Raw genomic sequence first — 23,462 nt, 5'->3', positions numbered from 1 at the left:
GTCCCGTCGGTTTCATGCATTATGAGCCTGCTGCGTATCTATCCCGTAAACTCCGCCGATTCCTATACCGAGATGTCCGACTTTGACGAGATCCGGGCCTATCTCTGGAAGAAGGGCGTGCTTTTCGAGCGATGGCAGGCCGGTGCACAGCTTGCGAAAACGGCGACGCCCGAAGAGGTGCTTGCCGCCTATCGTCCGTCGATTGAGAAGCTCAAAGCGGAACGAGGCTTTCGCACCGAAGACGTCGTCGCCATTCATGCCGGATTGCCGAATCATGCTGAGATGCGTCAGAAGTTCTTGAACGAACATACGCATACCGACGACGAGGCGCGTTTCTTCGTCGACGGATCGGGTCTTTTCTATATCAATACGGGCGCCGAGATTATCGCTCTGCTCTGCACAAAAGGCGATCTTGTGAACGTGCCTGCCGGCACCAAACACTGGTTTGATATGGGCGCCGAGCCATTCTTCCAGTGTGTGCGTGTCTTCACCGATCCGGCCGGATGGGTAGGCCACTTCACGGGCTCGACGATAACGTCACAGTATCCGTTACGTGACGAGTATCCTGCCTTCGCAGGGTAAGAGCTCCAAAAAAGGATTGCTTTCATCGCCGTATCAGAGTAGCTTCTGTCCCCATGCAACGTCGCAGTATGTTCAAATGGGGACCGATCCTTATCGCTCTGGTCTCCCTTGCCGTTTTCTATTTCAGATCAGAATCGTTTGAAAACCCGATCACAGGTCGCGAAACGCGTCTCGGTCTTTCAAAGGACGAAGAGATCGCTCTCGGTTTGCAGGGCTATAACGAAGTCCTTTCACGGTCGCAGGTCGTTGAAAGCGGTCCCGAAGTCGAGATGGTCCGTCGGGTCGCTAAGAGACTGGTTAACGTCGTCGGCGATGAAGGCGCCGGCTTTGAGTGGAAGGTCTCGCTGGTAAGAAGCGATGAGATCAACGCCTTCTGTTTGCCAGGGGGCAAGATCGTCGTCTATACGGGCATCCTCTCTGTTGCGCAGAATGAGGCGGGCCTCGCTACCGTGATGGGGCATGAGATCGCCCATGCAACGTCGCGACATGGAGCGGAGCGTATGTTCGATCAGGGCATGGTCGAGATTGCCATGAAAGGCGTTCAGGGCTCGATAGAAGACCTTGAACCGAGCCAGAGGCAGACGATTCTCGGCATCATCGGAGCGGGCACAAAGTTCGGCGTCTTGCTTCCGTTTTCGCGAAAACATGAACTTGAGGCCGATGAGATCGGTCTTTATTACATGACGAAGGCCGGCTATGAACCCGAAGAGGCCGTCGCCTTCTGGAAGCGCATGGCCGAGGCCGGCGGTGCAAAGCCGCCTGAGTTCGCCTCCACGCATCCCTCTGACGATACGCGCATCCGGCGTTTACGGGAGTTGATTCCGCAGATTCGAGAGCGCGCATCCGGCATATCAAACACATCAAGGTAGAGGAGAGAAGAATGAAGAAACGAATCACAGGCCTGGCGCTTGTGCTGGCCTTTGCCCTTGGCATGCCCGTGTATGCCCAGGAAGAAGAAGCCGCCGAGCAAGAAGTGGCCGAGGTCGAGCAAAAAGAAGAGAAGGCCCGCGGCCTTGAGCAGAAGATCGAAAGCCTGAAGAAGGTCGCCGCCGATCTTGAGAGCAAAGGCAAAACGGAGCAGGCAGTTCGTATTCGCGAAAAGATCGCCGAGGCCGAAAAGAAGCTCGCCGAACGCAAAGAAAAGTTAGCCGAGAAGAAAAAGAAGGCTGAAGAGAAGCGCGAAAAGGCCCGCGAGAAGAAGGATAAGAAAGATCCGAAAGAAAAAAAGGATAAACCCGAGAAGGGCCAGAAGCCCGAAAAGGCCGAGAAGCCGGGCAAACCTGAAAAGCCAGGAAAACCCGAGAAACCAGGTAAGCCTGAAAAACCGGGCAAGCCCGAGAAATAAGGAGCAGACGCATGAAGAATCTATTTTTTATTCCAGCTCTGGTTCTCGCGGCGATGATCTCGGTTCACTGTCCTCAGAAAGAAGAACAGAAGAAGCCGGCCGTCGAGCAGATCACTCCCGAGAATGCCGAGCAGACTGCCGATCAGATCCTCAAAGAGATCGACGATCTCTGATTCTTGCAGAAGCGCATATACCATCTGGTATATGCGCTCTCTCTTCGCTTTTTCGCCCGAATCACAAAATTCACTTCACAGCGCAAGCAGACTTTCAGAAGCTCAGGCTTGTGCTTGAGTACCTATGTCTTCAGCGTATCACAGTGAAGGAATCCTTCTTGATCCCACATCGACGCAGTTACGTTCTCTGTTCGCGTCGCTCATAAAGTATGTGCCCGCGACCATTCCCGAGAATCGTGAGCATTTTGTCGGCATGATGGAGTCGGGGATCTTTCCCGTAGCTGTTATCGAATACGACGAGCCATTGCTCGAACGTCTGCACGGGCTGAAAAGCACGGGCATGATCCTGCCGCAGATCATCGTTCTGCTCGATCGTTGTGACGTAGAGGATGCCGTTCGTATCATGCAGCTTGGCGCCGACGACCTCATCTTTCGCCCGATAGATAACCGGCGCATCATCTCGCATCTGACGCAGGCCTTCAGGCCCGCGCATAACCTTCTTTTACGAAGGCGCGAAGATCGACAGAAGCGAGAGCGACTCGAGCAGCATCATCAATGGACGGGCGCCCGGAACGAGATGACGCAACGCAACGAAGAGCGCCTCATGGATTCGCTCTTCTATCATCTGAAGACCGGGCTCAATCAGGGCAAAGGGCCTGCCGTCCTTGTCGGATTGGTACAGGTTATCGAGCAGTTGCCGCGAGAGGACGACGGCTCGGTAAAGCTTGATCGTGAGTTCCTTACTCTGCTGGATGAGAACGCGCGTGCAACCGAGCATTTTCTTGGCATGGTCGATCAGGTGAGTGAAACGCTTTCGTCGCAGCCGAAATACGAGCCATGCAGCGTTCGCAAGGTCGGCGATCTGCTCGGTGAATCGGTCGATCATATTCAAGAGAAGGCCGCTATTCGCGGTCACATGATCGTCTATGATGCCGATCTGAATGACAGGCCGGGAAGCGTCGAGCTCGACCGACGTCTTATCGCATCGTGCTTTGAAGAGGCGCTCTTGAATGCGCTGCGCTTCTCGCCGCCAGAAAGCTTTGTTTCTGTCATCGTACAGACGATGGCATCGACATCATCGGCACCGGCGTGCATGAAGATCTCGTTCTTGAATACGGCGATGGCCTATGAGGGGATCACGGGCATTCCCGAAAGTGCCGAGCGGCAGGTGTTTGAGCCTTTCTTTCGAGTTCATAAAACCGTCGATGAGCGCTATGGAACGCTGGATCAGGGACTCGGGCTTTTTTATATGCGCAGCATTTTACGAAGGATGAGCGGCGAGTGTCGTCTGAATAACGTTCGCGGGCACATCGATGGTACCCGCGATTACGTTATCCTTGAGATGACTCTGCCTGCAAGATGAGTCTCTCGAGTCCACCATGGACTGAACCTTTTTCAGGCGAATAGGGATTTCAGTTCTGCGGCTTTTCAACTTCGCAGTAGCATCGAACATACGATACGCAGCTCTTCTGGATCTATGCCCCGGCTATGCGCCCAGGTATCACGGGATCTCTGTAAAAGTCGATCGTAGCGATCCAGCGTATCTTCAAGCTTTCGCTGAGGGATGCCCTGTGTCTCGTCGTCGGGCTCACATCGGATGCGCGCCATAATCTCATCGGCCTTCACCGTATCGAGCAGGATCGCACCCTGCATATCGAAGAGCACAGGACACGGTCGATCGCGATACGAGAAGAGAACGAACAGGCCTTCCGTTGACGCATCGCCCTTGATGCTGCGAAGGCCCGGAACCATCGAACGCACGGCAGAAAGATCGGCCTCAGATGCTCGACCGAGATCGTCAAGAAAAGACGACGTGCGGATCTCTTCGACGCTTTCGACGAAGGCCAGCGCCTCATCAAGGTTCAGATCGGGATCACCGGTTTGCCTCAGCACTCGAGCGAGGGCGATCATCTCCACCGAGCCCTCGCGTTCCTCAAGCAGAACGGGGATGTCGGCAAAAGAGCGGTGCTCTTTACTGCGCCGTTCGAGGCGTTCCTTCCATTTGCGCGCAAGATAGAGATCGTCCGTATCGAGACGCTCCATCGTTGACGGTATCAGGTTATAGATGTGGATCTCTCTCGGCTCATGCCACGGACGCAGAATACGGCCCATGCGCTGAGCAAGGACAAGCACAGTCCAGGGAAGATCGAAGTTGATCAGAAGCGGAGCATCCTGTAGATTGAAGCCTTCGGCTAACGATCCGGTGGCGACGAGCACGTCGAGCGTCTCGTCCTGCGCCGTATCGTCTTCGAGAAACTCGGCGGAGTTCGAGATCGGAGCAAAGGCGCGAAGCAGGCGATCGAGATCGTCGGCGTCACGGTCTACGGTGCAGTCGACACGAAGCTCGGGCAGCAGGGAGTTCAGAGCAGCCTTTACGAAGCCCGCCGTCGAAACATACGTGCAGAAGATAACGGCCTTCTGTGCCGGATGGGATCGCAGTATATCACAGAGGGCGCGGATCTTCGGATCCTGCCCCTGATCGGCGAGCATGCTCTCGGGAATGCGGCGGGCGTCGCGGGCAAAGACCGACAGCTCCTCCTGCCGCTGGAAGCGCAGCGTATCGAATCCGCCTTCTTCGCCTAACTGACCGAGCACGCGGGAAGCCTCGGCCGAGGACGAACAGAACTGATGGATGATGCGCGCCTCGGTTAAGGCGTCTCGTTTTCCGGAGGGCCCGTTCCCGAAAAGATCGGGAGCCGTCTCTTCTGAGGCGATGCGGCGGCGCAGAAGTCCGCTTTTTAGAAGTTCGCTTAACGGAGCGTCGAGGGCGTTTTCATAGATATGCGATCGGATGTGGATGCGTCGCGGAAAGTACATGCGACGGTCCCCTGAAAAGATGACGTAACGTTCGCCTGCCTCGTCCTGTTCGCTGAAATGGCGCACGACGATGGGCGCCGTCAGCACGACAGAGCAGTTTAGATCTGAGAGCTCGGCCGGAGTCTCTACATTCCAGGCGCTGTGATTCGCGAAGAGCCCCTGCCGATCCTGCTTCGGTAGAAGACGCAGCTGCGCGTTGATATCGTCCACGCCCCGACTGTAGGGCGTCGCCGTCACAAGCAGCGTGCGAGCGCCTTTGCTGACGGCCTCTTCGATACGAGAGTTACGCAGGCGCAGCTCGCCGCCGCTTTCTTCGTTGCGCAGATGATGGCTTTCATCGAGTATCAGTAGGGTTCGCTCGTCGACCTGATCGAGCTCGCGAAGAAGCACGTCCATGCGACGGCTACGACGCCAGTCCGTAATCGACAGCTCGCTGTAACTGAACTCTTCAGACGAAACGCGACCGGCACGCAGGGTACGTCGCCACATCTGTCGCAGCCCCGCCGGACAGAACACCAGGGCGGAGTCGATCATGCCCGCCGCGCGAAGCATCGCCGCCGCATGCGCCGTCATGATCGTCTTGCCTAACCCCGTCGAGGCGACGACGAACGATCCTCCGAAATCTTCGACGTTACGCAGGATGCGCGAAACGACGGGGCGCTGGTAGCCGGCAAGGGCGGGCAGACGTCCGACCTCCTCGGATTCGGGAAGTCCATAAACGGCCAGAAGCGCCTTGAGATAGACATGATAGGCAGAGCCCAGGCGCAGCCAGCGATCGAGAAGATCAAGCAGCTCCTCGCCAAGCGGGATTGCCTGCTCGAAGTACTCGTCGAATCGATCGATGAAATAGGCGACGTCGTCCTCGTTCCGAACGACGATGCCCGCCTCTCGCGCCGTCAGAAGTCCGCTGAACGTGAAGTTAGACGAAGCGACAACGGCGCGCGTGTCGTCTGATATGTAGATCTTCGCATGATGCAGGATGTGTCGCGGATCAAGCGTTCCGCCGCCGGCCGAGATCGAGAAGCGTCCGTTCTGCAAGGCGTCCCGCAGAGCGGCGATCGATCGCGTGCGATGCTCAAGATCGCCCGAGAAAAGCGCCGCGGCAAACTCTTCGGCGATCGAGCGGATGCGATCGGTCGTTCCCTCAGGCCGACCGATGAGCAACCGCACCTCTTTATCGCGAAGCGTCTGCTCAAGCAGCTGCCATCCCGACGGCTCGAAGAAGGCCGTCGCAATGCGCACCAGCCGAGCATCGTCGAGTATATCGCGTATAATACCGAGCGCACGGCCCGAGCCGAAGTAGCGGTTGGCGTCAGAGGATGCCATCGATCGCAAGATGTTGCCGTGTGCTGTGCGTGCAAGTGGAAATGGGGCGGCGAAAACTGCTTTGCAATTCGGACTCCCGATCTCAGGCTGGACATCGGAGACGGCAGTGAAAGAAAATAGCAAAGAAGCGGCGCATCGAGCATACGGATCGGCAGATCGATGTGCTTGTGTATGAGCTGTATGGCCTGACCGAAGAGGAGATTCGGATTGTGGAGGGAAGCAGGGGATGAAGTTCGAGGTAGTTCCTATTCGAGACGTTGATCGGCTTGTAGAGACCCTGAAAGAAACACCGTGGGCTATGAATGATGCCAGCGCTCGTTATTTCCGGAATTACATTGAGGCTTTGCGCCCTGATCTGGTCTGTGTTATCGAGTTCCCGTATGTAGATAGTGTTTACCGCGATAGCTATTACGAGTATTTTGCCTCAAAGCATGTCGCATATTCCAGGGATTGTGTAAGGATTTCGCTGTTTGAGCAAGAACCGGATCTTGATCGGTTACTAACAGACGAAGAATACCGTTCGGAAATTATTAAAGCGTATCTTGGCTTCTTCGTTGTTCGCCCGACCAAGATCCGGAATATCGGTCGATCCGTTCTTGCGCCCCGTGCGATGAAGAACCAGAACGCTGTTGTCTGCCTCGCCCGGTATAGGGCGTTAGTCCACGGTTTAGATGTGAATGTCGATTCGTTTCCCCATTCGGCTCAGGATAGCGAGTCGATGTCCTGTGCAGAAACGTCGCTCTGGACGATTATGGAATACTTCTCAGCTAAGTATCAGGAATACCGGCCGGCTCGATCAAGCTCAATTCGTAAAGCGCTCAACTCCATGTCTGCACGGCGGATGGTACCTTCCGATGGATTGTCTGTAGCACAACTCTCGTATGCTCTGAACCAACTTGGATTCGGTAGCGTAATCTATTCGAGAAAGGATTTGGAAGAGCAGGAGAAGTCTCTTTTCAAGAAGCTCTTCCACTATTATATTGAGTCCGGAATTCCCGTGATCGTAGCAGCTACCGGCGGCTCTCAGGGGCATGCGTGGGTGGCGATCGGGCATGCTACAGATCGCAAGAATCCCGATGACCTTGTTGCTCATGGTCTGTGGATGGATACAGCAGATCTTTGTTCTGATTATGTCGTCATGGATGATAACCGCCCTCCATTTTCTATTATGGCGTTCGATCACCCGTTGAGCTATCAGGGCCGGGAGCTTGCCTCGGCTTCGATCGATCATTTTATTGTTCCGTTGTATCCCAAAATCTATCTGGATGCATACAGAGCGCGGAAATTGGTCTTTCAGTTATTCGAGAATACAGGGCTGGTCGGAGAGAAGCCAGAGGAACCTGTATTCTTGCGTTTTTTTATTACTACGGCACGGTCTTTTAAGGCGGCTTTCGTTCGCAATTCATTGCCAGTAGAACTGAAGCGATTGGTTGCTCGTCTTGAGATGCCGAAGTTTATTTGGGTTGTCGAAGAAGCGTCGAGAAAGGAGTATGGCCAGGGCAATATTTCGGGCCTGATGCTTCTGGACGCTACGGGGGATGCCTCTGATCAGAGCCTTCTTTTTCTGCTTCGATCAGGTCGTGTCGGTATTCGTGACAGGCAGGGGCGCTGGCAGGCACAAGAACTTGGAGAAACGTTGATTTTTCGCTTGTACCAGAATAATCTAAAAGGTGACTGGAATAACTGGAGGGCCTGACAATGGATCGTGAAGAATTCGAAGAGCTACTCGGTGATCTGGGTCGAGGAGAAACAGTCGAGATTGACCTCATGGATTCTCAAAATCCAGTCGTTCAAAAAATCCATGAAATGAACCGCGCTCTTGAAGAAGAAAGTAGGGTTGCCAGCAATATTCTTAATAAATCGCTTGAGTCAGCGTCGCGGGCCTTCCTGACCCGCTAACCCAACCCATCACCCCATCTTCGCCAGTCGCTCCAGTCCTTTCTTCAGCGAGTTCAGTTTCTCGTCGGCCTCTTCGAGCTTTTGCTTTTCTTTCTCGATGACGTCGGCTGGCGCGCTTTCGACGAACTTCGCATTGCTCAGCTTCTTGCGGGCGCCTTCGGCCAGTTGCGATGTCTTTGCGATCTCTTTGTTCAGGCGATCCTTCTCTTTCGCAACATCAAGCAGGCCTTCAAGAGGAACAAAGACCTCGCCTTCGCTGAAGGCCTCCATCGACTCGAACTTGCCGGCGTTATGCGACTTCGTGATCTCGATCGTCTCGGCCTGCGACAGACGCAGAACGGCCTTCTCTTTTACCTGAATGACGCGTCCAAGCTCTGCGTTCGTCGTCTGTACGACGATGCGGATCTTGCGATCGGGGGCGAGTCCGGCCTCTGCGCGGATGAGTCGGGCCTTCGTGATGACTTCCTGTAAGACCTCGAGCACAGAGGCCTCGGTGAGTTGCGCCTGCGAAAGCGGAGCGGCGACGGGCCAGGGCTCCCACATGAGAAATCGCGGCCCGGCGTCGCTGGCTTCGCCTGACGGGCCTGCCTTGCCGTTCTGCCCGTCGTTATCCAGATACTGCTTCTGAATCGCGAAGATCTCTTCGGTGATATGAGGCATAAACGGATGCAGCACGTTCAGGATGCTTCGCAGAACATAGAAGGCCGTTTGCAGAGCGGCCTCTTTCGACGGCGTCATCTCCTTTTCATAGAGACGGGACTTGATCAGCTCCACATACCAGTCGCAGAACTGATTCCAGATAAAGGCATAGAGCTCTTCGGTGGCGATGTGAAACTTATAGTTGCCGATGGTGCGGTTCAGCGTCTCAAGCAGATGATTGAGCTGCTTTAATATCCACAGGTCTTCTGTCTCAAGGGCCAGGGAGGTTAACGCCTTCGTGTCGGCGACGGGCTTGAAGTCTGCGGGCAGGTTCATGAAGACGAAGCGGGACGAGTTCCAGACCTTATTGGCAAAATTCTGATAACCCTTGAGTCGTCCCTCGGAGTAGGTCGAGTCCTTGCCCTCGGTCAGGGTGGCGATTAAGAAGAAGCGATAGGCGTCGGCGCCGAAATCGTTTACGACGTCGATCGGATCAATGTTGTTGCCGAGCGACTTCGAGATCTTGCGTCCTTTCTCGTCGCGCATCAGGCCGTGAATATAGACGTCGCCGAACGGCACGTCTTTCATGAAATGCAGCCCGAGCATGATCATGCGGGCGACCCAGAAGAAGATGATGTCATAGGCGGTGACGAGCACCGTATTAGGGTACCACGTGCGAAGATCGTGCGTCGGCTCGGGCCATCCGAGCGTCGAGAACGGCCACAGGCCCGACGAGAACCAGGTATCGAGCACGTCTTCATCCTGCGTGACGTTGTCGGACTGACAGTGTTCGCAGGACGTGACGTCTTCCATCGACACGGTCGTGTGCCCGCAGTCGGCGCAATGCCATGCCGGAATCTGATGTCCCCACCAGAGCTGACGGGAGATGCACCAGTCGCGAATGTCGCGCATCCAGGCATAGAACAGATTTTTCCACTGGTCGGGCACAAAGCGGATCTTGCCCGTCTCGACGGCCGCTATGGCCTCTTCGGCTAACGGTCCGACTTTGACGAACCACTGCGTCGAGATCATCGGCTCGACGACGGCGCCCGATCGCTGCGAGCGACCGAGACTCATGATGTTCTCTTTTGATCCGCGCTCAAGGCCCAGGTCGGCGATCTTTGCCTTGATGGCCTTGCGGGCCTCGTAACGATCCATGCCGGCGAATTCTCCGCCGTTTTCGTTTACGCGGGCCGAGAGATCGAAGATGGTAATGAATTCCAGATCATGACGCTTACCGACCTCGAAGTCGTTCGGATCATGCGCCGGCGTTACTTTTACGGCGCCCGTTCCGAATTCCGGATCGACGAGAATGCCGTCGGCGATGATCGGCACTTCACGGTTAACGAAAGGCAGCTTGCACGTTTTGCCGATCAGATGCTTGTAGCGCGCATCGTCGGGATGAACGGCGATGGCCGTATCGCCCAGCATCGTTTCAGGACGGGTCGTGGCGACGACGATCTCCCCGCTGCCATCGGTTAACGGATATGCAAAAGACCAGAGCTCTCCCTTGAAGCCTTCTTCATAATCGACCTCAAGATCAGATAGCACGGTGCGGGCCTCGGGATCCCAGTTCACCATGCGAGTGTCGCGATAGATCAGGCCTTCTTTATAGAGATCGACGAATACCTTGCGAACGGCGCGCGAAAGTCCTTCGTCCATCGTGAAGCGCTCGCGGTTCCAATCGACCGAGAATCCGAGACGGCGGATCTGCTTCGTGATGACGCCGCCAAAGTGATGCTTCCATTCCCAGACGCGTTTTAAGAACTCTTCGCGACCGAGTTCGTGTTTCGAAACGCCTTCTTTTTCTTTGAGGTCTTTCTCGACGCGAGCCTGCGTGGCGATGCCTGCATGGTCGACGCCCGGCACCCACAGCGTCGGTCGTCCCATCTTGCGTGCCGTGCGGATGAGCACATCCTGTATGGTGTTGTTCAGCGCATGGCCGACGTGCAGCTGTCCGGTGACGTTCGGCGGAGGGATAACGATACAGTATGGATCGCCCGTTTGCGGAAGTCCGGCCTTCTCGGCGAACTCGGGAGAGAAGGCGCCGAACCTCTCCCAGAGCTCCTGCCATCGCGCCTCGGTCTCTGTATGGCTGTATCGTGAAGGCAGTTCCGCTGTCATTGGCCCAGTTTGCCGCTTCGGGGCGCCCTGAAAACCATTTTCAGCAGCGGAGCTACAGGATCTGCCTCAGCGTAGCAACGGCAGATTTCCAGAATCCGACGGGTTTTTCTCTCTTGATTTGCTCCCATTCTTCTGGGGTATAAACGAGCAAGTCGATGGCAATCCCAAGGTCGAAAAGATCAAAAAAGGACCGTCCTCTTTCCACGAAAGGCTCTTCAGTGCGGCAGATCAAAATGAGATCAAGATCGCTATCTCCGTGAAATCCCTCTGTGGTAAAGCTGCCGAAAATATAGGCCTGGTCCACTCGGTCTTTCAGGAGTAGTTGAAGCTGCTTGACGATTCCCTCGCGATAGGCCATGTCGGCAGGATGCCTCGGGGGGTGAAAGATGACATTGGTCATGATTCAGTCCCCGAGGTTGTCTCTTCTTTGACTCGGGCTATAATTAAGCGCGAAAGTTGTAAAGCTTCACTGGCCTGAGACGAGACAAACTGCTCGGCAGGAGCGCCAGATGGCAGCGCGTCAGGATATCTGGTACTGATATAGTAAAGGTCAAGTCGCGCTGCAGCCTCACGAACGGGGCCGTTCAATTCGAGTTCCTCACAAATGGAAAGAATGCTGTGGCCTCTTACAAGATCTGCACCACGAAAGTATGCGAGCGCTTTCACGGCCTTTTCGCCGATTTGCTGGCAGAGAAAGCATACCCCCGCATAGTGACCGTCTGCAAAGGAATCCTCGGCCCATTGCAAATCGGCTTCAGCCTGAATCAGCCAGTTTTGCCATCGGGCACGCATATTACAGGCTTGACCGACAAACAAAGAAAAGCAAGCGAAAACAATTCACACTGAGAAGCTGAGCTGCCTCAGGCTCTCACTTCGAAGCGGACTTTTTCGTTGCAGATTTCTTTGCTGCTTTTTTCGCCGATTTCTTAGAGGCCTTTTTGGTGGCTTTCTTTGCTGTTTTTTCGGGCGCCTTCTTTGCAGCCTTTTTCTCGGATGGTGCAGCGCGTTCTTTCGAAGGCCTCGTCTGCGCGGTTTCAGGATGCGCAAAGCTCAGGTGCAGCGCCGCATGATGAGCATGCAATGCTTCGAAGTCTTCCTTATTGATCGGGCCGAAGAACGGATGCTCGGCCATCGGACCTTCATAGGCGCGGAACGAGGCAATCGCTGTGCGTAGTCGAAGCATGGCCGCCTTCTCGTCGCCTTCTTCGCGCTGCTTCGGAGCCGTCGGATTCGGCGCTCCGCTTTTCATCTCCTGCGTTTTCAAGAGATGACGCAGCGCCATCGGGCCGATCGTCCGGCGAATCACAAAGGGCATGCTGCGCGGATACTGTGAGATGCTGCTCTCTATGTTTTCAGCAAGGTGGCTCAGGATCTGATAAAACGACCATGTACCCGTCGTCGTTATCTGCGCCCTGTCAAGAGCGGAAAGCTCAACGAGAACATCGTCAAGGGAATGGAATTGCAGAGTACGGCGCAAAGACATAGAAACCTCGTGAATAAAGGAACCGGCAGGAGGCCGGCACGAGGAAGAATGCCCGCGGGCCTTAGCTGTCAAGCCTTTCCTGTCAGATGTATGGACTCGACCTGTTAGCGGGGCTTCTTCACAGCCGTGCTGCTTCTCACTTCTGCTCTTTGTTCAGGGGATCGCAGCGTGAATGCGACGGGTCGAGTCCTTTCAGGATGCGCTCATAGTCGATGGTACCGTCGTCGCGAACAAGTTCGTCTCTGATGTAATGCTGTCCGTCTTCGTCGTAATAATTGTAGGAGGGATCACAGGGATCAAACTGCTCTTTCTCGCCATGAAATAGCTTTTCAAGATACGAGCAGGAGCCGAGCTGAGAGGCGGCCAGGGCGACAAGAAAGACGGAGCGAAAAGACACGATCAGGCCCGACGGTCGATGAACGAGGCAGCCGGCGACGTGTTCATGCGACGCATTCCCGACGGCGAGTAGAGTTCGAGGTAGTTCTGCTCGCGAATCTGCGAGCCGCTGAGGGCGGAGCTGCGCTCACGGACCGGATCAACGGGCGGAACCGGATCGGTCTGATAACGACGTACGGGATAAACGTAGACTCCATCGATGCGGGAGACGTTCTGTGTCGCTTCTACCCTCATACGTCCTGTATCGGTCGGATTTGCCGTATTCTTGACCGCCTGTCAGCGTAATTCTGGCGTGCCGGGGCGCTTTTTCGCAGATTTCAGTAGGTCGGAACTCCGACGGGATGAGAATCAGGCCATAGGTCGGAACTCCGACGAGGCGAATCAGCGGCCAGGTCGGAACTCCGACGGGATGAGAATCCGGGCCATACGTCGGAACTCCGCCCTGCCATCAGCGAAAAGGCCTTGAATCAGAGTGCGGCGGCCCGTTCACTGGATTATGGGCCGGCTTGCATCCCTCATCGCCTTCTCTCTGACCGTCTTTGCCGGCTGCCATCCGGTCAGCCGCCGTGATCCGCTTGTGCCGGCCGATCGCGCCGATCTGCCGTTACGTATCAAGCATGTGAGCGGCGGCATCTACTCGGTCGAGGACGGGAATTTCTGGAAGACCAACAGCGTCTTCTGGATCGGCGAGAACGGCGTTTATTTCTTCGATGCGACCTATCAGCCGCGCTCGGCAGAGGCGCTGCTCTGGAAGGCGATGACGCTCACACATGCGGAGTTTCGCGGACTAATCCTCACGTCGCGACACCAGCATCATGCGGGCGGCGCCCAGGCCTTTGTTGATGAAGGCATTCCTGTTCTGATCCAGCGCAACGCAGCCGCTCGCTTCGAAGAGGATTGGATTCAGGCGAATCAATGGCTGTCACAATCCTTCTTGCACTGGGATCGCACACCGCTTCCGAAGCTGCGCGGCGCCATCGATAAAGAGTTCGAGCTTGAAAAGGGCAACATCAAGGTCATCTTTCCCGGCGAGGGATGGTCCGACGACAATCTTGTCGTGCTCTTCAAAGAGGAGCGCATGCTCTACGGAGGAAGCCTTGTCGCCTATCCGCCTCTTTTTACCGCTAAGGTCGATGCCATCAAGGCTCTGCGTGCGCTGAACGCCGTCGAGAAGCTGCCTTTTGATAAGGTTATCAGCGGACACGGAACGGTCGTGCAGAGTCGAGATATCTTCAGAAAGCTGCATGAGTATTACAGGGACCATAAATAGAAATTTCTGCTAAAAAAGCTGGACGGTATTGCGGCACAGGCCTTATCACACATCAAAGTTCAATCGTGACGGTGATGAGGGGATACAGGCATGAAGAAAAAGCTGACTCGCAGCATCCTTGCGCTATAAAAGCCATTTTGAGATAGATAGTAGAAAAAAAGCCGGCCAGTGCGGCCGGCGCAGGAATCACTCGGAAAGAGTTATACGGTTCCGGGAACCGATCTGATTCCCGGATTTTGCATTACTTCTGCTCAAGAATCCATTCGGCGAGTTTTCGCGCCTCGGCTTCGGTCACCTGATTCGGCGGCATGGCTACGCCGTTCAGCTCTGGCCACTTTCCTTTCGAGCCTTTCAGGATAGAGGTTATGATCTCGTCGGGTGATCGGTACTTCGCCGCCACCTGTTTATATGCCGGCCCGACAAGTCGGATCTCGACGCTGTGACAGGCCAGGCATCCCTTCTTCTCGGCTAACTGTTGCCGTTCGTCGCCTGCCGGCTCCGGTCTGTCTTTTTCGCGTGCCCGTTCTTCGTGATAGGCCACAAGCATATTATTCATATACGCCTGCGTGGCCTCTGCCTGAACCTTTACGGGCTCTTCAAAAGAGACGACTCTCAATCCCTGTCGACCTGTCGCCATGAGAAGTACGGTTACGAGCATGGCCGAGAAGAGCGCGGTGCCTTCTTTGCGGCTGAAATCACCGGCCGTAAACTGTTTGATCAGATACACGACCATCCAGAAAAGAATCAGCGCGGCGAGGAAGGGCAGTGCGATAAACCACGTTTTCATCAGTCCTTCGCCGATGCGCGGCGAAAAGGCGAAGAGGACCAGAGGCAGGATGGCGACGTTCAACGGAGCGCTGAACAGGATCCATTTCTTTCCTTGGTCTATGGCCAGCTTTCGGATCTCCGCGTCTTCAGGATCGTTCCATCTTGTGGCGAAGAAGATCATTACCGCGCCGAAGAAGGTGAACGTCGTCAGGAAGAAATTGAGCAGACGCAACCCCGTCAGCGGCGTCAGCATCACATCCCAGATATCCTTCACCTGCCCGAAAAGCTCAGGCTGCATGTAGAGGTTCGTCATCGACATGAAGACGAAGGGCAACGAGAAAAAGAGAATCAGCATGGCCGATCCTATCAGGATGTGAAACCCCTTATGCTCCTGCATCTTCTTCCAGGAAAACTTATAGGCATAGGAGAGAAGGAAGGCCAGGATGTTTCCGTAGATGATATGGAGAATATGCGGCGAGATCTTAATGATCGCCGTATAAAAGAAGCCCGTGTAAAGCACGCCGATGATCAATAACGGCGCCACGCCCCACAGAGCTCCCATGTTCTCAGATACCGTCGTAAAGTTCGTTAGTCGGTAAGCCAGATCGTCGTCGACCTTCGACTTCTTCCACACCCCCGTTATATTGTAGAGCACCGAAGCGAACGATGCGCCAAGAAGCGTGTAGATAAACGTGATGTGCACGACGAATACGATGACCAGCAAGGCGTCGTATAACCAGATCGGCAATCCCAGGGTCGGCGTGACCAGGGGAATATCAAGAGGCAATTCCCATTTCATTGTGCACCTCCGGCGGTGAGCCCGTAGCGGCCCGGAGCGTTAAGAGAGAGGATGAACTCCACAAGAGCCTCTTTCTCGGCTTCGGTACCGACAAAGTCGGGCATGAAAAGCGTCGTACCCGAGCGCAGCGTCGAGACGCGGTTGTGGATCGCTTCGCGCGTCCAGCCCTGAGTCAGAGCAGAAAGCGAATTGAGGCCATGCGTCGTATGGCAGGTTTTACATTCGATGCGGTAGACGCTGCGTCCGACGTCGACGATGTTTGAACGATCGGCCTTCAGAACGCGCTCTTCTTCGGGAAAGAAGACCGCATGCTTGAGCACGCCCACTCTGTTCAGATAGGGGATGTCGGTAAGTCGGATGCCGTTCGCGAACATGTAGTTGTTGATAATGAACGGCTTGCGGACGAATTCGCGCACGCGCTCCTCGTATCCCCAGAAAGAGGCGAAGGCCAGCACCATCGCCACGGCGGCGACATAGGGCATGCGCTTCGGCAGAAAGAAGGCCAGCAGCGTTGTGACGACGACGGTCACGCCGATGGCCGCTACGATCGTATAGATGAGATCGAAGCGATCGGCAAAGGCCCGCGTCATCATCGCCGTCGGAATCATCTGCATGGCGCTTTCGGGAATGGAGCGCAGATAGATGAAGCCGAAGACGGCGCCGATCGGAACGGCGACGACCATGATTGTCGCGAAGAAGCGGATCGCCTTTCCGCGAAGCTCTTTCGCCTCGTCGTCGTTCGGTCCGAAAAAGGCCGTCAGAAGCCATGTCCAGAGAATGGCAAGCGCCGCTCCGAATGCGATGGCCGAGAACGTGCGCATCGCCAGACCGGGGAACCATGTCGGATTAAACAGGGCGTTATTGTAATCCACCTTGCCCGGGAATACCTCGGGATCGATCCACGGCTGACCTTCAAAGTTAGGCGTGAGCATGAATCCGAGGATGGCCGTGATGATGAGCATCGTCACCCAGGACGACACCGCATACACGCCTCCGATCATGATGGATTTCTTGCGACCGGCCTCGGTTTTTGCGTTCTTCTCCCAGGTCATGAACCAGATCATCAGCATGATCACTTCGATATTGAAGACGATCCATTCGATGAACCATTTCCAGAAGAAGACGCGAATCAGGCTTCCGATTCCGTTCGGCGTGATGATGTTGGCATGGATCCAGATCCCGATGCCGGTGAGAGCTCCGACGCTCGTCGTGACGATAAAGAAAACCATGAGAATCTTTCGCACGAGTTCGTAAAGAGCAAGGTCGTTCTTTTTGTTGGCCCACCATGCGGCGAGGGCGAGTACGACCGATCCGCCGACCGCTCCGCCATGCGAAACGAAAACGTGCGTGACGGCGTCGATGGCCATGAGCAACCTCTGGCCGATGATCGGTACTTCGAAAACAGGATAATCAAACATAGGGTAAACCTCCTGTGTTATCAGGGCATAGATATGGCATCTCTGCATCGCAGAGCGCTGATAGACGGTTTGTGAAATGCGCTGACTAACCGAGGGGAGGAGCCCGGGCCGAAAAAGGCGGCCTCTGCGCCGTTCGGGGTTCCTGTTCCCTTTCAAATGCGGCCGCCGAGGTTAACTGTACGGGAGCATAAGTGCTTTCAGGCTTTGCCTCGATCGCCGGTTGATTGTTTGCGACGATCGGCGACTGCGATGGGCTCTCTTGTGAAATTGAGACGGGCCCGGACCAGGCGGGACGGTTCGAACAGATCGCAGAGTTAGAATCAGTCTCAGGCCGGTTGGTTAACCCTGTAAGTCCGCTTGAAAGTGTGGCCAGAAGAAGCAGGATGGCCAGAGAGCGGTATCGATGCAACGGAAGATGAAAGAGCATCTTCGGCATGATATACGACCAGGTTACAGTGGCCATATATCATATTCAACCGAAATCAGCCCGATCGTTAAAAAAGTTTGGAAATGACTGCGGCAGATGTCATGTCGATTCTGGTTGACAGAGAGGCCGCCATAGCGGGGATTCTTATCGGGAGCAATATCTCATCTGAATGGCCGTATTTCGGTCGTTTTGATACCCTGTAGCATATGTCTGCGCGTTCTGATAAAGTGTCATCGCAATCCCTTTCGCATGAGTACCGGTTGATTCGCAGTCGTCGCCGCACCCTGGCTCTCGTCGTGACGTCAGACGGAGAGCTTCAGGTGCGCGCACCGATGCGAGCGACGCAGGAGCAGATCCGACAGATGCTTGCAAAACATGACGGCTGGATCAGGCGCAAGAAGGCCGAGCAGGCATCACGACGGCCGGCACCCGTAACCTTTGCCGAAGGCGAGACCTTTCCCGTAAACGGCCAGTGGCTGCCGCTACAGTTTGGCAACACGGGCCGGGCTACCGTCGTCGCTCGCGATGACGCTCTCATCGTGGCGAGGCGTCTACATGCTTCGCCCGAGAAGATCGAGTCGGCTCTGCTTCTCTTCTATAAGAAGACCACCCTCGAGCGCATGAACGCCCACGTGTCAGAACTGCGACGCCAGACGGGGCTGCACGTCAGCAAGGTCGGAGTGACGATGGCCCGTCGCCGCTGGGGATCATGCTCTTCCCGGAGTAGCCTCAACTTCAGCTACAGACTCGCCATGGTACCCGATTTCGTACAGCGCTATCTGGCCGTGCACGAGATGGCACATCTGAGGCATCCCAACCACTCCCCTGCGTTCTGGGCCCAGGTCGCCGAATGGATGTCGGAGTTCCGACTTGCGGAAAAATGGCTTAAGAACGAGGGGGCAAGGCTTCCGCTGTAAGGGGGGCAAGAATAAAGTGCGTCACAGCCGGTTGTCGGAGTTGGTCTAATGGTTTCGATCGGGGGTTTTATTCCCTGGCACCGTATCGCTTTAATAATTCCACCTGGTTATCGTCGGCGTTCGTCTTTCTCGAAAGCGAAATTGCCCCTTCACCCTTCTTATTCCTGACGTTGATCTCAGCACCTTTACCGCTCTTCCCTGGCCTGATAAGCAAACAGGCAGACAGTCTTCTCGTAGCCGTCAATATCTTCAGCCAGGAGTATCATCTCGCTGTTCTGTGTAATATCTTTGAGTCTGTCTTCATTCAGTGTAATTCCCTTTGCCTTGAATGCTTTGAGGGTGATGGCTTTCCGGTTGACTTCGTTTATTAATTCTGAACAGTATAAGGCCTGATCGTCTGAGCGTGCCGGTCTGTGTAGGATCGTGTAAAAGGTATCTTCAGACTCTGACAGCGGCTCATTCGGGTGACCATGCCATTCCTCGTAACGCAGGACTCTGTCGTAACCGATTGGATGTTTGCTGAGCATGCCGAGGCCCATATAACTCAATCCGAAATATCCGAATCCGTAGTAGGGATTGGCGACCGATGCCGCGTAGAGGATGTAGATGTCCGCTGTCAGCGCCGGCAGGACCACATAGGTGGCGGTGGGTGATCGTTCCGTACACCCGATATGCGAGTAATCGGGCTCACACTCATAGGTGATTCTGTTTCGCCTGTGATCAATCTGCTTCGATACCTGCACACTCGCAAAGGCCATGCACTGCAATGACAGAAGCAGAGGCAGACAGAGCAGGGCAAGGCGTCCCGAGCTAATTGCGGTGTGCCTGTTCACTCCCTTACCGACCGATGCATCGTAGCTATCCATGATGTTTAATTCTCCTCGCTTCAGTCAATAGTGTTTTCAGTCCGGCTACAGGGAAAAGCCTCAGCCCGCTCCAATTCTCGCCTTCCTGCATTGCCGACAGAAAAAAGTGTTGCCGGCCTCGCAGGGCATCTTTATCCTGTTAAATCATACTAATTCGATAGGAAATATCGAAAAAGGGGCCTGCTCTATGAATCGAATACTTGCTTCGCTCATTCTCTCAGTCATTCTGGCCGGACTATCGGCTTGCAACCGCTCCCAGGCCGGGGAGCTGCTCAACGTCTCCTATGATCCGACCCGGGAGCTGTATCACGATTATAATCAGCTTTTTGCAAAGCACTGGAAAGAAAAGACGGGAAATGAGATTTCCATTCAGCAGAGCCACGGCGGTTCGGGCAAGCAGGCCCGTGCCGTTATCGATGGGCTCGAAGCCGATGTCGTTACGCTGGCTCTCGCTTACGATATCGATGTCATTGCCAGGAAAGGACTGCTTGCAAAGGACTGGCAGAAGCGACTGCCTGAAAACAGCGCTCCATATACGTCGACGATTGTCTTTCTTGTTCGAAAAGGAAATCCGAAGCGCATCCATGACTGGAAGGATCTGATCCGGCCCGATGTGCAGGTGATTACGCCAAACCCGAAAACGTCGGGCGGGGCGCGATGGAATTACCTGGCCGCTCTCGGATACGCCCTTGAACAATCGGGCGGGAACGAGACCGAGGCATTAGCGTATCTTAAGAAACTTTATGCAAACGTTCCTGTGCTCGATACCGGGGCTCGCGGTTCGACGAATACATTCGCGCAGCGCGGTGTGGGCGATGTACTGCTGGCGTGGGAGAACGAGGCTTTTCTTTCATTGAAGGAGTCCGGCGGCGATGGGTTTGAGATCATTGTTCCTTCTGTAAGCATCCTGGCTGAGCCTCCTGTGGCCGTCGTCGATACAAATGCGGAGCGTCGCGGAACGTCAGCCGTTGCAGAAGAATATCTACAATTCCTTTATTCGCCTGAGGCCCAGGAGCTTGCCGCGAAACATTTCTATCGTCCGCGGAATGCCGAGGTGGCCGCAAAGTACGAGAAGCAGTTCCCGAAACTGCGGCTCTTTACGATCGAAGAAAAATTCGGAAGCTGGAGCGATGTTCAGAAGAGACACTTCGATGATGGCGGCGTTTTCGATACCGTTTACTCAAAACCGACAGAATCGAAATGATAGCCTTGCCGATGCATACCGCCGGAGTCCGCAAACGATCCGTCATTCCCGGATTCCGGCTCAGCCTGGGTTATACGGTCTTTTATCTGAGCGTGATCGTCCTGATTCCTCTGGTCGCTCTTTTTGTGAAGGGTGCGGGCGTACCGGTGGACAGGGCGATCGAGATCCTCACTGATCGTGCGGTGATTGCGTCGTTCCGGGTGAGCTTTCTTTCGGCCGGCGTCGCCGCCTTCGTTAACCTTATCTTCGGCACGATGGCCGCCTACGTGCTCTGTCGTTATGATTTTTTGGGTCGGCGCATCGTCGACGCGGCGATGGATCTTCCCTTCGCCCTGCCGACGGCCGTCGCCGGTATCAGTCTGACGGCGTTATACGCGAAAGACGGCTGGATCGGCTCAGTGCTTGAACCGCTCGGAGTGCAGGTAGCGTATTCGCAGGCCGGCATCATCGTCGCCCTGATCTTTATCGGCGTTCCTTTTGTCGTGCGATCGGTGCAGCCCGTTCTCGAAGAGCTGCCGCGCGAAGAAGAGGAGGCGGCCGCCCTGCTCGGCGCCGGTCGTCTGTATGTGATCGTGCGCATTATTCTGCCGGCTATTCTGCCGGCCGCCCTGACGGGCTTTGTGCTTTCGTTTGCGCGCTCGCTCGGCGAGTACGGCTCCGTCGTCTTTATTTCGGGTAACCTGCCCTTCAAGACCGAGATCGTTCCGCTTATGATCGTGAAGAAGCTCGAACAATACGACTACGAAGCGGCCGCTTTGATCGGTATCGTTATGCTGCTTCTTTCTTTCTGTTTGATGGGGCTGATCAACCTGTTGCAGATGTGGGCGGCGCGACGCATGAATCTTAAAGAATCGGGAGGCGAGTCATGACGATACGCGATCCGCTCTGGTTAAAGATTGTGCTCATCGGCTCCGTGGCGGCATTCCTCGGCTTCTTTCTTTTGCTTCCCGTCGTGCTTGTGCTTGCAAGCGCCTTTGAGAAGGGCGTCGTCTATTATTTTCAGATGCTTGCCGATCCGATGACCCTGCATGCGGTGTATCTGTCATCGCTTGTCGTTCTTGTCTCGGTGCCGTTGAACGTCGTATTCGGAGTGGCCGCCTCATGGGCCATCGCACGCTTTCGCTTTCGCGGTCGCGCCCTTCTGATCACGCTCATCGATCTGCCTTTTTCGGTTTCGCCTGTCGTATCGGGCCTGCTGTTTGTGCTGCTTTTCGGAGCGCACGGCTGGTTCGGTCATTTTCTGCGAACACAGGGCATACAGATCCTCTTTGCTCCGCCGGGCATTATCCTGGCGACGGTCTTTATCACGTTTCCCTTTGTCGCTCGCGAGCTCATCCCCGTGCTTGAAGATCAGGGCAGAGACGAAGAAGAGGCCGCCCGTCTGCTTGGCGCCGGTCCGTGGACGACGTTCTTTCGCATCACGATTCCGTCCATTCGCTGGGGCCTTTTTTACGGTATCGTTTTAAGCACGGCGCGCGCCCTCGGCGAATTCGGAGCCGTCTCGGTCGTATCGGGGCACATCCGCGGGATGACGAATACGGTGCCGCTTCATGTTGAGATCCTGTATAACGAGTACGAGTATACCGGCGCCTTCGCCGTCGCCTCGGCGCTGATGCTGCTGTCGGTGCTCACGCTCGTTCTGCGAGTCGTTATAGAAGGACGATTAAAAGAGAGTCGATTGAAAGCAGGACGCTTGCAGGAAGAACCGAGCACAGTGGGTCGTCTGAAAGAGGAGAAGTTCATATGAGTATCGAGATCCGAAACGTAACGAAGCGCTGGGGCGGTTTCGTCGCTCTGAACGACGTCAATCTGTCGTTGCCAGAGGGAGAGTTAGTCGCCCTGCTCGGACCTTCGGGCTCGGGCAAGACGACTCTGCTCCGTATTATCGCCGGTCTGGAAACGCCCGATACGGGCGAGATCCTCTTCGGAGGGGAGAATACGCATCGCCAGGCCCTGCACGAGAGGGGCGTCGGATTCGTCTTTCAGCATTACGCCCTCTTTCGGCACATGAACGTCTTCGATAACATCGCCTTCGGTCTGCGCGTGAAAAAGAAAAAGATCCGTCCCTCTGAGGGGGTTATACGAGAGAAGGTGACCGAGCTCTTGCGCCTCGTGCAGCTTGAAGGGTATGCGAAGCACATGCCGACGCAGCTCTCAGGCGGCCAGCGTCAGCGCGTCGCTTTGGCCCGGGCCCTTGCCGTCGAACCGAAGTATCTGCTGCTTGACGAGCCCTTCGGCGCTCTCGATGCTCGTGTGCGCCGGGAACTGCGTCGCTGGTTGCGTCGGTTGCACGACGAGCTTCACGTAACGTCGCTCTTTGTAACACACGATCAGCAGGAAGCGCTTGAGGTCTCGGATCGTATCGTCGTCATGAACGGAGGGCGCATCGAGCAGGAAGGCTCGCCGGCAGAGGTTTACGAGAGACCGCGCTCGGCCTTTGTGCTGGACTTTCTCGGTAATGTGAACCGCTTCTCGGTGCAGCGAAAAGCCTCATCCTCTGAATCGAAAGCCGAAGCATCTGCAAACGGGCAGCCTTTTGAAAGCAATGCCGATACGATCACGCTTTTCGTACGTCCGCACGAGATCGAGTTAACCAGAGAGAGAAGGGCCGACTCCTTCGCCGAGGCTCGCGTCGAACATATTCATTTCATGGGATCGCAGATCGCTCTTGAACTACACAAGCGCGATTCGCAGGAACGCTTCGAGGCAGAGATGACGATCGAGTCGTTTCGCGAGCTTCGCGTCGTTCCGGGGGACGTGCTTTTCGCCCGCATGAAGCATCACCGCACGTTTGAAGAGTCCGGAGTCGAGGTCTTCCAGGGCATGTCGATCTAACGAATACCGACCATCCTCGTCTACGGTTATAGCTTGCACCGTAAGCCATTGCGTCCTGCACTGGTAAAACTGGATTGACAGTTTAAAAGAGGCCCTGCATGGTAGGACTATGCGCGGCGGCTGTCCGTTCTGCTGAGCAATTAAGGCTACCAGCTACATGCCACCGATCTGAAG

Annotated in this window: 24 protein-coding genes; 13 read left to right on the top strand and 11 right to left on the bottom strand. The window is 55.3% G+C overall.

The window, feature by feature from the left end; translation table 11 throughout:
* The first annotated feature begins 21 nt into the window (after positions 1–21).
* The 5 genes from LEPIL_RS14750 to LEPIL_RS14735 all read left to right on the top strand — a co-directional run bounded on the left by LEPIL_RS14750 (position 22) and on the right by LEPIL_RS14735 (position 3,463).
* Entirely contained in the window at positions 22–582 is a 561-nt protein-coding gene (locus tag LEPIL_RS14750; RefSeq protein ID WP_002773613.1) for a 1,2-dihydroxy-3-keto-5-methylthiopentene dioxygenase, read from the top strand.
* Positions 583–635: 53 nt separating this feature from the next.
* Positions 636–1,451, top strand: a complete 816-nt coding sequence (locus LEPIL_RS14745; RefSeq protein ID WP_002773611.1) for a M48 family metallopeptidase — start codon at positions 636–638, stop codon at positions 1,449–1,451.
* Between the two features lie 11 nt (positions 1,452–1,462).
* Positions 1,463–1,927, top strand: coding sequence for a hypothetical protein (locus tag LEPIL_RS14740; RefSeq protein WP_002773610.1), 465 nt, complete (start codon positions 1,463–1,465; stop codon positions 1,925–1,927).
* Between the two features lie 11 nt (positions 1,928–1,938).
* Positions 1,939–2,100: a hypothetical protein gene (locus LEPIL_RS23525; RefSeq protein WP_002773609.1), complete on the top strand. Its 162-nt coding sequence runs from the start codon at positions 1,939–1,941 to the stop codon at positions 2,098–2,100.
* A 124-nt stretch (positions 2,101–2,224) separates the two neighbouring features.
* Entirely contained in the window at positions 2,225–3,463 is a 1,239-nt protein-coding gene (locus LEPIL_RS14735; RefSeq protein ID WP_002773608.1) for an ATP-binding protein, read from the top strand.
* 65 nt (positions 3,464–3,528) lie between these two features.
* Here LEPIL_RS14735 and LEPIL_RS14730 read toward each other — a convergent pair whose 3' ends face one another.
* The gene (locus LEPIL_RS14730) at positions 3,529–6,243 is read right to left on the bottom strand and encodes a helicase-related protein (RefSeq protein ID WP_002773607.1); all 2,715 of its coding nucleotides are present in this window, start codon (positions 6,241–6,243) and stop codon (positions 3,529–3,531) included.
* Between the two features lie 226 nt (positions 6,244–6,469).
* Between LEPIL_RS14730 and LEPIL_RS14725 the strand changes: the two genes are divergently transcribed.
* On the top strand, positions 6,470–7,939 hold the full coding sequence (locus LEPIL_RS14725) for a papain-like cysteine protease family protein (protein WP_002773605.1): 1,470 nt from the start codon (positions 6,470–6,472) through the stop codon (positions 7,937–7,939).
* A 2-nt stretch (positions 7,940–7,941) separates the two neighbouring features.
* Positions 7,942–8,142: a hypothetical protein gene (locus LEPIL_RS14720; protein ID WP_002773603.1), complete on the top strand. Its 201-nt coding sequence runs from the start codon at positions 7,942–7,944 to the stop codon at positions 8,140–8,142.
* A gap of 9 nt (positions 8,143–8,151) precedes the next feature.
* On the opposite strand, the gene LEPIL_RS14715 is transcribed toward LEPIL_RS14720, so the two are convergent.
* From LEPIL_RS14715 to LEPIL_RS14690, 6 genes are all read right to left on the bottom strand, one after another.
* Positions 8,152–10,905, bottom strand: a complete 2,754-nt coding sequence (locus LEPIL_RS14715; RefSeq protein WP_002773601.1) for a valine--tRNA ligase — start codon at positions 10,903–10,905, stop codon at positions 8,152–8,154.
* A 52-nt stretch (positions 10,906–10,957) separates the two neighbouring features.
* Complete coding sequence (locus tag LEPIL_RS14710) at positions 10,958–11,263, bottom strand: nucleotidyltransferase domain-containing protein (RefSeq protein ID WP_157135089.1); 306 nt, start codon at positions 11,261–11,263, stop codon at positions 10,958–10,960.
* 38 nt (positions 11,264–11,301) lie between these two features.
* Complete coding sequence (locus LEPIL_RS14705; RefSeq protein WP_002773598.1) at positions 11,302–11,697, bottom strand: HEPN domain-containing protein; 396 nt, start codon at positions 11,695–11,697, stop codon at positions 11,302–11,304.
* Positions 11,698–11,773: 76 nt separating this feature from the next.
* Positions 11,774–12,388 carry a DUF1569 domain-containing protein gene (locus LEPIL_RS14700; protein WP_002773596.1) on the bottom strand — a complete coding sequence of 205 codons (615 nt, stop codon included), beginning with the start codon at positions 12,386–12,388 and terminating at the stop codon, positions 11,774–11,776.
* Between the two features lie 136 nt (positions 12,389–12,524).
* Positions 12,525–12,785: a hypothetical protein gene (locus LEPIL_RS14695; RefSeq protein ID WP_040918915.1), complete on the bottom strand. Its 261-nt coding sequence runs from the start codon at positions 12,783–12,785 to the stop codon at positions 12,525–12,527.
* A 2-nt stretch (positions 12,786–12,787) separates the two neighbouring features.
* A complete protein-coding gene (locus tag LEPIL_RS14690; protein ID WP_002773594.1) occupies positions 12,788–13,018 on the bottom strand; it encodes a hypothetical protein in 231 nt (76 codons plus the stop codon).
* Positions 13,019–13,280: 262 nt separating this feature from the next.
* On the opposite strand from LEPIL_RS14690, the gene LEPIL_RS14685 reads away from it, so the two are divergent.
* Positions 13,281–14,054, top strand: a complete 774-nt coding sequence (locus tag LEPIL_RS14685) for an MBL fold metallo-hydrolase (protein ID WP_002773592.1) — start codon at positions 13,281–13,283, stop codon at positions 14,052–14,054.
* A 241-nt stretch (positions 14,055–14,295) separates the two neighbouring features.
* Here LEPIL_RS14685 and LEPIL_RS14680 read toward each other — a convergent pair whose 3' ends face one another.
* From LEPIL_RS14680 to LEPIL_RS14670, 3 genes are all read right to left on the bottom strand, one after another.
* Entirely contained in the window at positions 14,296–15,621 is a 1,326-nt protein-coding gene (locus tag LEPIL_RS14680; RefSeq protein WP_002773590.1) for a c-type cytochrome, read from the bottom strand.
* A complete protein-coding gene (locus LEPIL_RS14675) occupies positions 15,618–17,039 on the bottom strand; it encodes a c-type cytochrome (RefSeq protein WP_002773587.1) in 1,422 nt (473 codons plus the stop codon). Before LEPIL_RS14675 ends, LEPIL_RS14680 begins: the two co-directional genes overlap by 4 nt.
* An 85-nt stretch (positions 17,040–17,124) precedes the next feature.
* Positions 17,125–17,502: a hypothetical protein gene (locus LEPIL_RS14670; protein WP_002773585.1), complete on the bottom strand. Its 378-nt coding sequence runs from the start codon at positions 17,500–17,502 to the stop codon at positions 17,125–17,127.
* Between the two features lie 170 nt (positions 17,503–17,672).
* Between LEPIL_RS14670 and LEPIL_RS14665 the strand changes: the two genes are divergently transcribed.
* Positions 17,673–18,383 (top strand): M48 family metallopeptidase, encoded by a 711-nt coding sequence (locus tag LEPIL_RS14665; protein ID WP_002773583.1) that lies wholly within the window; start codon positions 17,673–17,675, stop codon positions 18,381–18,383.
* A 185-nt stretch (positions 18,384–18,568) separates the two neighbouring features.
* Here LEPIL_RS14665 and LEPIL_RS14660 read toward each other — a convergent pair whose 3' ends face one another.
* Complete coding sequence (locus LEPIL_RS14660; RefSeq protein ID WP_002773581.1) at positions 18,569–19,249, bottom strand: hypothetical protein; 681 nt, start codon at positions 19,247–19,249, stop codon at positions 18,569–18,571.
* A 187-nt stretch (positions 19,250–19,436) separates the two neighbouring features.
* Between LEPIL_RS14660 and LEPIL_RS14655 the strand changes: the two genes are divergently transcribed.
* From LEPIL_RS14655 to LEPIL_RS14640, 4 genes are read left to right on the top strand one after another with little or no spacing between them, the layout of a single operon-like run.
* Positions 19,437–20,453, top strand: coding sequence for a sulfate ABC transporter substrate-binding protein (locus LEPIL_RS14655; RefSeq protein ID WP_002773579.1), 1,017 nt, complete (start codon positions 19,437–19,439; stop codon positions 20,451–20,453).
* Positions 20,450–21,322 (top strand): sulfate ABC transporter permease subunit CysT, encoded by an 873-nt coding sequence (gene cysT / locus LEPIL_RS14650; RefSeq protein ID WP_002773574.1) that lies wholly within the window; start codon positions 20,450–20,452, stop codon positions 21,320–21,322. The genes LEPIL_RS14655 and cysT overlap by 4 nt, the downstream gene beginning before the upstream one ends.
* Positions 21,319–22,200, top strand: a complete 882-nt coding sequence (gene cysW / locus LEPIL_RS14645; protein WP_002773572.1) for a sulfate ABC transporter permease subunit CysW — start codon at positions 21,319–21,321, stop codon at positions 22,198–22,200. The genes cysT and cysW overlap by 4 nt, the downstream gene beginning before the upstream one ends.
* The gene (locus LEPIL_RS14640) at positions 22,197–23,288 is read left to right on the top strand and encodes a sulfate/molybdate ABC transporter ATP-binding protein (protein WP_002773570.1); all 1,092 of its coding nucleotides are present in this window, start codon (positions 22,197–22,199) and stop codon (positions 23,286–23,288) included. Before cysW ends, LEPIL_RS14640 begins: the two co-directional genes overlap by 4 nt.
* Positions 23,289–23,462 lie beyond the last annotated feature (174 nt).

It is taken from the genome of Leptonema illini DSM 21528 (assembly GCF_000243335.1).
Classification (GTDB): Bacteria; Spirochaetota; Leptospiria; order Leptospirales; family Leptonemataceae; genus Leptonema; species Leptonema illini.
This window is presented reverse-complemented; position numbering and strand designations above follow the sequence as displayed.

Coding starts and splice junctions, on each gene's coding strand:
- LEPIL_RS14750 (WP_002773613.1), top strand. CDS start 22: ATGAGCCTGCTGCGTATCTATCCCGTAAACTCCGCCGATTCCTATACC.
- LEPIL_RS14745 (WP_002773611.1), top strand. CDS start 636: ATGCAACGTCGCAGTATGTTCAAATGGGGACCGATCCTTATCGCTCTG.
- LEPIL_RS14740 (WP_002773610.1), top strand. CDS start 1,463: ATGAAGAAACGAATCACAGGCCTGGCGCTTGTGCTGGCCTTTGCCCTT.
- LEPIL_RS23525 (WP_002773609.1), top strand. CDS start 1,939: ATGAAGAATCTATTTTTTATTCCAGCTCTGGTTCTCGCGGCGATGATC.
- LEPIL_RS14735 (WP_002773608.1), top strand. CDS start 2,225: ATGTCTTCAGCGTATCACAGTGAAGGAATCCTTCTTGATCCCACATCG.
- LEPIL_RS14730 (WP_002773607.1), bottom strand. CDS start 6,243: ATGGCATCCTCTGACGCCAACCGCTACTTCGGCTCGGGCCGTGCGCTC.
- LEPIL_RS14725 (WP_002773605.1), top strand. CDS start 6,470: ATGAAGTTCGAGGTAGTTCCTATTCGAGACGTTGATCGGCTTGTAGAG.
- LEPIL_RS14720 (WP_002773603.1), top strand. CDS start 7,942: ATGGATCGTGAAGAATTCGAAGAGCTACTCGGTGATCTGGGTCGAGGA.
- LEPIL_RS14715 (WP_002773601.1), bottom strand. CDS start 10,905: ATGACAGCGGAACTGCCTTCACGATACAGCCATACAGAGACCGAGGCG.
- LEPIL_RS14710 (WP_157135089.1), bottom strand. CDS start 11,263: ATGGCCTATCGCGAGGGAATCGTCAAGCAGCTTCAACTACTCCTGAAA.
- LEPIL_RS14705 (WP_002773598.1), bottom strand. CDS start 11,697: ATGCGTGCCCGATGGCAAAACTGGCTGATTCAGGCTGAAGCCGATTTG.
- LEPIL_RS14700 (WP_002773596.1), bottom strand. CDS start 12,388: ATGTCTTTGCGCCGTACTCTGCAATTCCATTCCCTTGACGATGTTCTC.
- LEPIL_RS14690 (WP_002773594.1), bottom strand. CDS start 13,018: ATGAGGGTAGAAGCGACACAGAACGTCTCCCGCATCGATGGAGTCTAC.
- LEPIL_RS14685 (WP_002773592.1), top strand. CDS start 13,281: ATGGGCCGGCTTGCATCCCTCATCGCCTTCTCTCTGACCGTCTTTGCC.
- LEPIL_RS14680 (WP_002773590.1), bottom strand. CDS start 15,621: ATGAAATGGGAATTGCCTCTTGATATTCCCCTGGTCACGCCGACCCTG.
- LEPIL_RS14675 (WP_002773587.1), bottom strand. CDS start 17,039: ATGTTTGATTATCCTGTTTTCGAAGTACCGATCATCGGCCAGAGGTTG.
- LEPIL_RS14670 (WP_002773585.1), bottom strand. CDS start 17,502: ATGGCCACTGTAACCTGGTCGTATATCATGCCGAAGATGCTCTTTCAT.
- LEPIL_RS14665 (WP_002773583.1), top strand. CDS start 17,673: ATGTCTGCGCGTTCTGATAAAGTGTCATCGCAATCCCTTTCGCATGAG.
- LEPIL_RS14660 (WP_002773581.1), bottom strand. CDS start 19,249: ATGGATAGCTACGATGCATCGGTCGGTAAGGGAGTGAACAGGCACACC.
- LEPIL_RS14655 (WP_002773579.1), top strand. CDS start 19,437: ATGAATCGAATACTTGCTTCGCTCATTCTCTCAGTCATTCTGGCCGGA.
- cysT (WP_002773574.1), top strand. CDS start 20,450: ATGATAGCCTTGCCGATGCATACCGCCGGAGTCCGCAAACGATCCGTC.
- cysW (WP_002773572.1), top strand. CDS start 21,319: ATGACGATACGCGATCCGCTCTGGTTAAAGATTGTGCTCATCGGCTCC.
- LEPIL_RS14640 (WP_002773570.1), top strand. CDS start 22,197: ATGAGTATCGAGATCCGAAACGTAACGAAGCGCTGGGGCGGTTTCGTC.